The 6,405-nt window shown below is 45.3% G+C and carries 7 protein-coding genes; all 7 read left to right on the top strand.

Features of this window, described 5'->3' with window-relative positions:
• The first annotated feature begins 44 nt into the window (after positions 1 to 44).
• The 7 genes from A3763_RS00930 to A3763_RS00900 all read left to right on the top strand — a co-directional run bounded on the left by A3763_RS00930 (position 45) and on the right by A3763_RS00900 (position 6,353).
• Positions 45 to 1,286: an NADH:flavin oxidoreductase/NADH oxidase family protein gene (locus tag A3763_RS00930; protein ID WP_068510724.1), complete on the top strand. Its 1,242-nt coding sequence runs from the start codon at positions 45 to 47 to the stop codon at positions 1,284 to 1,286.
• 181 nt (positions 1,287 to 1,467) lie between these two features.
• Positions 1,468 to 2,097 carry a cytochrome c biogenesis heme-transporting ATPase CcmA gene (ccmA, locus tag A3763_RS00925; RefSeq protein ID WP_068510725.1) on the top strand — a complete coding sequence of 210 codons (630 nt, stop codon included), beginning with the start codon at positions 1,468 to 1,470 and terminating at the stop codon, positions 2,095 to 2,097.
• The gene (ccmB, locus tag A3763_RS00920; RefSeq protein WP_068510728.1) at positions 2,094 to 2,789 is read left to right on the top strand and encodes a heme exporter protein CcmB; all 696 of its coding nucleotides are present in this window, start codon (positions 2,094 to 2,096) and stop codon (positions 2,787 to 2,789) included. Before ccmA ends, ccmB begins: the two co-directional genes overlap by 4 nt.
• 48 nt (positions 2,790 to 2,837) lie before the next feature.
• Positions 2,838 to 3,587: a heme ABC transporter permease gene (locus tag A3763_RS00915; protein WP_068510731.1), complete on the top strand. Its 750-nt coding sequence runs from the start codon at positions 2,838 to 2,840 to the stop codon at positions 3,585 to 3,587.
• A 48-nt stretch (positions 3,588 to 3,635) separates the two neighbouring features.
• Positions 3,636 to 3,839, top strand: a complete 204-nt coding sequence (gene ccmD, locus A3763_RS00910; protein WP_068510734.1) for a heme exporter protein CcmD — start codon at positions 3,636 to 3,638, stop codon at positions 3,837 to 3,839.
• Positions 3,840 to 3,899: 60 nt separating this feature from the next.
• Positions 3,900 to 4,376, top strand: coding sequence for a cytochrome c maturation protein CcmE (ccmE, locus tag A3763_RS00905; protein ID WP_068510737.1), 477 nt, complete (start codon positions 3,900 to 3,902; stop codon positions 4,374 to 4,376).
• Positions 4,377 to 6,353, top strand: coding sequence for a heme lyase CcmF/NrfE family subunit (locus A3763_RS00900; protein ID WP_068510739.1), 1,977 nt, complete (start codon positions 4,377 to 4,379; stop codon positions 6,351 to 6,353).
• Positions 6,354 to 6,405: the final 52 nt, after the last annotated feature.

The raw sequence follows: 6,405 nt of genomic DNA, 5'->3' as shown, positions 1-6,405 counted from the left end.
ATATTATTAGCAAAATAAGATAAAAACCAAAAACCGAGGTTCTCATGTCACGCACTACACACCCAAGTCTAAGTTTTGCTACGCCATATCAACAAGGTAATGTAAACGTTAAAAATCGATTCTTTAAGTCTGCAATGAGCGAACAACTGGGAGACAAACAGCACAATCCGGGCAAGCGACTTGCTAAGTTATATCGTACCTGGTCAGCTGGCGGTACTGGGTTACTTATCACAGGTAACGTCATGATTGACCGGGCAGCACTTGGCGAACCAAAAAACGTTGTTCTAGATAACGAAAGCGACCTCGAGAGCTTCATTCAATGGGCGGACGCTGCAAAGCAGAATGACACCAAAGTTTGGATGCAATTAAACCACCCAGGTAAGCAATCGCCAACGTTTTTAACAAAGCAGCCAGTCGCCCCCTCTGCTATTCCTTTAGGTGGGGGGCTTGAAAACACCTTTGCCACCCCTCGTGCGCTCGAAGAAAGCGAAATTTTAGAAATAATCGAAAAGTTTGCGACCGCCGCAAAACTTGCCAAACAAACAGGCTTCGATGGTGTACAAATTCATGGCGCTCACGGTTATTTGGTTAGCCAGTTTTTATCTCCACACCACAACCAGAGAAAAGACAAGTGGGGCGGTAGCTTACAAAATAGAATGCGCTTTGTATTAGAGGTTTACCGTGCTATTCGTGAAGCCACAGATGATAATTACCCAATTGGCATTAAATTAAATTCTGCTGACTACTCGAAAGGAGGGTTCTCTCATGAAGAATCTATGGAAGTAGTCGAAACCCTTGCAAAAGCGGGAATTGATTTACTGGAAATTTCCGGCGGCACCTACGAAAGCCCAAGCATGGTAGGTCATAACATTAAGGAATCAACACGCCGACGCGAAGCATACTTCATAGAATATGCAGATAAAATCCGCGAGCGCGTTTCAATTCCACTTGTCGTTACTGGCGGCTTCCGCTCAGGTAGCGCAATGCTTCAAGCCTTAAAGAGTGGCGCAACTGATTTTATCGGTTTGGCTCGACCGCTCTCTGTTTATCCCGATTTTCCCAATGAGCTAATAGCAAATCCCGAGCACAAGATTGATATACCGAAACCCAGCACTGGCGTGAAGTTTATCGATAAAATGACCATGCTTGATATTACCTGGTACGAATCACAGCTTGCGAGGCTATCTAAAGGCAAACAGGCCATACCTGATCAGACAGCCTGGATATCTGTGGCTCAGACGCTCTCAGGCCTGGGAGTTCATGCCTTTACAAAAAGGCGTGCTTAGTCGCTCAATCTGATTATTTCGCCTCGATCGATATAGGTTGCCGAGCATTTCCTCATTAGTGGTATAGCTTTAGGCAACCTTTCTTATTTGTAAGGTATAAGCTAAGTGAATAGATATTCAAATTGTATTTTGCAGGTATAATAGCGACTTCGAGATTCTATTTAAGCAGTCATAAACCTCTATGGTTGAGCCAGTACTCCAAATTAAGCAGCTATCTTGTGAACGTGAAGACCGCATTCTGTTTTCCGGGCTAGAGCATAGTTTTCTTCCTGCCACGATAACGCAGCTCGAAGGCCCTAATGGTGCAGGTAAAACAACCTTGCTACGAATTTTAGCTGGCTTATTCACTTCATATGACGGCGTAGTTAACTGGCAGGGCGAAGCTCTATATAAATCCCAGCTTAGTTTCCAGTCTCAGCTTCTTTTTATTGGCCATAAATCTGCCATTAAAACCAGCATGACACCTTTAGAGAATCTGCGTTATCTACTTGGCTTGCGACAAACAGTTGTAGAACAACAGCTATGGAGCGCGCTCAGCTCAGTCGGCTTAGAAGGGTATGAACATGTTCTATGCCGCAATATGTCAGCAGGTCAGCAGCGTCGCGTAACTCTGGCGCAATTATATCTCTCTGAGGCAAAGATCTGGATTCTTGATGAGATCTTTACTGCCATCGATAAGCAAGGCGTTGCCCAGTTTGAAAATTTGTTGTTAGAAAAAGCAATTAGCGGTGTCACAATCATTCTTACAACACATCATCAGCTTTCTTTACCCGGACTTGAAATACTTCCCATTAAAGGAAGTGTAATATGAGCATGAACTCCAGTACCGGTTTGTGGCCCGTCGCCAAAGCTATTTTAACTAAAGAGTTTCTTACCGCATTTAGGCACAAGCAGGAACTGGCAAACCCACTAGTTTTTTTCGCTATTATTATTGTGTTATTTCCCTTAGGCGTAGACCCTTCACCCGACTTTCTAGGCACGGCATCTGTTGGTTTAGTTTGGGTTGCTGCCTTACTTTCTACAATGCTTTCCTTGGATCGCCTGTTCCAGGCCGACTACGACGACGGTTCACTCGAGCAGCTTGTACTAAGCTCACACCCTTTATATCTGCTGCTGCTAGTTAAAGCCTTTGTTCATTGGTTGCTAATTGCTCTGCCGCTTGTGGTCATGTCGCCGTTACTCGCTGTCATGTTGCATCTTGACCCTCAACACCTGCCAATACTCTTATTGACCTTGATCATGGGGACTCCTGTTATCACCTTAATTGGTGGCATTGGTGCTGCATTGACGGTAAGCTTGCGCTCTGGTGGTGTGCTGGTTTCTCTATTAGTCTTACCACTGACTATACCAGTGCTAATATTTGGTACCGGTACGGTACAGGCCAGTATTGACGGTTTACCAGTTGGCGGGCACCTCGCAATTATCGGTATCATGCTGGTGCTAGCGGTTACACTTTCGCCCTTTGCGTCTGCTGCCGCACTACGGATGAGTGTTTCAAACTAATGAAGCTCGAGTATTTTAATCAATCTATGCTAGTTAAGAAGTAACTCCATGAAATGGACATTTTTTCACAAGCTTGGTTCGCCGAAGTGGTTCTATGATATTTCGAAACAGTACTATCCCTGGTTTCTGATTGCAGCACTTGGCTTAATAACAGCAGGGGTTACATGGGGCCTGGCTTTTGCTCCACCTGATTATCAGCAAGGAAACAGCTTCCGAATTATTTACCTGCATGTGCCAAGCGCGATTCTCGCTCAATCTTGCTACATGATGATGGCTTCAGCTGCTCTAGTATCTCTTGTTTGGCGCATGAAAATTGCTGATATATTTATTTCTTCCGCTGCACCAATTGGTGCGGCATTTACCTTTTTAGCTTTATTCACTGGTGCGGTTTGGGGCAAGCCAACCTGGGGTACATGGTGGGTATGGGATGCACGGCTCACCGCCATGCTTATTTTGCTGTTTCTATACTTTGGTGTGATCTCGATTCAAACCGCTATTGAAGATGCAAATATGGCTGCAAGGGCATCTGCCATTACTGTGCTTGTTGGCGTCGTGAACATCCCGATTATTAAATACTCTGTTGAGTGGTGGAATACCCTGCATCAACCAGCAACCTTTAAATTAACCGAGAAACCAGCAATGGTGCCAGAAATGTGGATACCCTTATTAGTGATGGTCATCGGTATTTACTGCTTTTTCGCGGCACTTGTTATTATCAGAATGCAGAACCAAATATTGCTTCGAGAGCGAAAAACCAGATGGGTTCAGGACATCGTAAAGCAGTCCGGAGTTCGCTAGCGACATGTTTAGTTCAACAAAAATGGTTTTACTTGTTAGGAGGCGTCAGTGAGTTTTGACAGCTTTTCTGAGTTTTTAAATATGGGTGGGCATGGTTTATACGTGTGGCTATGTTACGGTATAGGCTTGCTAGTATTCCTTATCGCCTATGTTCAACCGCTAATGCAACGAAAGTCTATTCTTCGCGAGCTTTCTCAGAGATATCGACGCACGGAACTCAAGAATAAACAAACCGCACAGACTGAGCCTTAGCAGACGATTTGCTAACTATTTTACTAATCTTTCAGTATTGATTTCAGGTGGAAATAATTGATGCACCCTAAGCGCAAACAACGCCTTACACTTATTATTTTTCTTCTCGTTGGGTTTGGGACCGTGATTGGTCTGGCCATGTACGCTTTGACGGAAAATATAAATCTATTTTATAACCCAACACAAATCGCACAAGGAGAGGCCCCAAAGGGCGCTCGTATTCGTGCTGGAGGCATGGTTGTAGAGGGAAGCGTTAAACGTAGCGAAAATAGTTTGGCCACCACCTTCGCGCTAACCGATTATAAAGAAAACGTAGAGGTTTCTTATACAGGAATACTGCCAGACCTCTTTAGAGAAGGACAGGGGATTGTAGCGCTTGGCCGGCTCGATGAGAACAATGTTCTTATAGCCGATGAAGTTCTAGCCAAGCACGATGAGAACTATATGCCGCCCGAAGTTGCTGACGCTTTAGAAAAGTCTGGTGGCACCGCGCCAAAAGGCATTCATACTAAACCCGTCGAAGAAGGACAGCCGTAGATGTTTACACCAGAAATAGGGCATCTTGCACTAGTCATCGCTTTTTCACTAAGCGTTTTATTGGCTGTCGTTCCACTATGGGGAGCTGCTCGCAATAATGCATTGTGCGTCTATCTAGCCCGTCCAATAGCCTGGGGGCAGTTCGTTTTTATGGTACTCAGCTTCACTTGCCTGGGTATTGCGTTTGTCCAAGATAACTTTAGTGTTCAGTACGTAGCCAACCACTCCAATACACTGTTACCACTGCAATATAAGATAAGTGCAATTTGGGGTGGTCATGAAGGGTCTTTATTACTTTGGGCATTGATTCTTTCCGGCTGGATTGCGGCTGTTGTGTTATTTTCCAAGCAACTGCCTTCAGATATTCTCGCAAGAGTGTTATCGGTAATGGGGATGATAAGTATCGGTTTTTTATCCTTCATTATTTTGACGTCAAACCCTTTCGACCGTTACTTACCGGAGTTTCCAGCAGAGGGCGCTGATCTAAACCCTCTACTTCAAGACTTTGGACTGATCGTTCATCCGCCAATGCTCTATATGGGCTATGTCGGTTTTTCGGTTGTGTTTGCCTTTGCGATTGCCGCATTGATGAGCGGTCAACTAGATTCAGCTTGGGCTAGATGGTCACGCCCCTGGACTACAGTAGCCTGGGCGTTCCTCACCTTAGGTATTTCCCTGGGTAGCTGGTGGGCATATTATGAACTTGGCTGGGGTGGCTGGTGGTTCTGGGACCCAGTAGAAAACGCTTCCTTTATGCCATGGCTCGTGGGTACCGCTTTAATACACTCCCTGGCTGTAACCGAAAAACGCGGAGTATTTAAGAGCTGGACTGTATTACTCGCGATCTTTGCATTTTCGCTCAGTTTACTCGGGACCTTTCTTGTTCGCTCTGGGGTGCTAACATCTGTTCATGCGTTTGCATCGGACCCTGCTCGCGGTCAATTCGTTCTTGGCTTGCTCGGCATCACAATGGTTTGCTCTCTAACACTTTATGCGCTCAAGGTTCCCGAGGTTCGCAGCAAAGCTCAATTTAGCATGCTATCTAGGGAAACCTTTTTGCTGGTAAACAATCTATTACTGGTCGTTGCATGGGTCACAGTTATGATGGGTACACTCTATCCATTAGTATTAGATTTTATCGGCGCAGGCAAACTATCAATTGGGCCTCCTTACTTTAACGCCGTTTTTGCACCGCTGATGTCCATTTTAGCGATCGTGATGGGTTTTGGTGTTGTCGGGCGTTGGAAAAACACTGAGCTTTCACTTTTGATTAAGCAACTACGCTGGGTTGCCTTGTCGGCGGTATTGATCGCTTTCGCCTTGCCATTTATTCTTTTTGAAGAATTTCATGTCGGTGCGTTTTTTGGGTCATTTCTAGCGCTTTGGATTACCGGCTTTACCTTAAAAGACGTATATCAGAAATCAGAGAACAAAGCCGGACGCATTCGCGGCCTGAGACGACTCAGCCGTTCCTATGTTGGAATGACGCTTGGCCACTTGGGGTTTGCCTTTAGTATTCTAGGCGTAACGCTAGTGTCGGTTGAATCTGAAGAAAGAGATATTCGTATGGCGCCTGGCGAGCAAGTGAGTGTGTCTGGTTACAACTTCGTATTTGAAAGCTTAGATCCCTATACTGGCGCTAACTATCAGGCTGATCGTGCCACGGTACGTGTTACCTCGGTTGCATCAGGGAACGAAGTCGCCACATTACACCCCGAGAAGCGAGTTTACTTCTCTAAGAACAGCCCTATGACGGAAGCAGGCATTGATGCCGGGCTATTCCGTGATCTCTATATTGCTTTAGGCGAGCCACTCACTGACGGTGCCTGGGCAGTTCGTATTCAAATAAAACCCTTCGTTAGATGGATTTGGCTTGGCACTATTTTTATGGCGCTAGGTGGATTGTTTGCGATAAGTGATCGTCGTTATCGCTTAAAGTCAAAACTCGTAGACAATAAAAATGGAGGCCTGGTATGAACAAAAGAATCGTCCTTTTCACACCTCTCGTTCTTACCGATAGCGGTATATA

The organism is Oleiphilus sp. HI0128, assembly GCF_001635365.1.
The sequence above is the reverse complement of the archived record's forward strand: the minus strand, read 5'-3'. Positions and strand labels throughout refer to the sequence as shown.

Bases quoted from the DNA above. Each gene is read 5' to 3' on its own strand.
- A3763_RS00930 (WP_068510724.1), top strand. From the start codon at position 45: ATGTCACGCACTACACACCCAAGTCTAAGTTTTGCTACGCCATATCAA.
- ccmA (WP_068510725.1), top strand. From the start codon at position 1,468: ATGGTTGAGCCAGTACTCCAAATTAAGCAGCTATCTTGTGAACGTGAA.
- ccmB (WP_068510728.1), top strand. From the start codon at position 2,094: ATGAGCATGAACTCCAGTACCGGTTTGTGGCCCGTCGCCAAAGCTATT.
- A3763_RS00915 (WP_068510731.1), top strand. From the start codon at position 2,838: ATGAAATGGACATTTTTTCACAAGCTTGGTTCGCCGAAGTGGTTCTAT.
- ccmE (WP_068510737.1), top strand. From the start codon at position 3,900: ATGCACCCTAAGCGCAAACAACGCCTTACACTTATTATTTTTCTTCTC.
- A3763_RS00900 (WP_068510739.1), top strand. From the start codon at position 4,377: ATGTTTACACCAGAAATAGGGCATCTTGCACTAGTCATCGCTTTTTCA.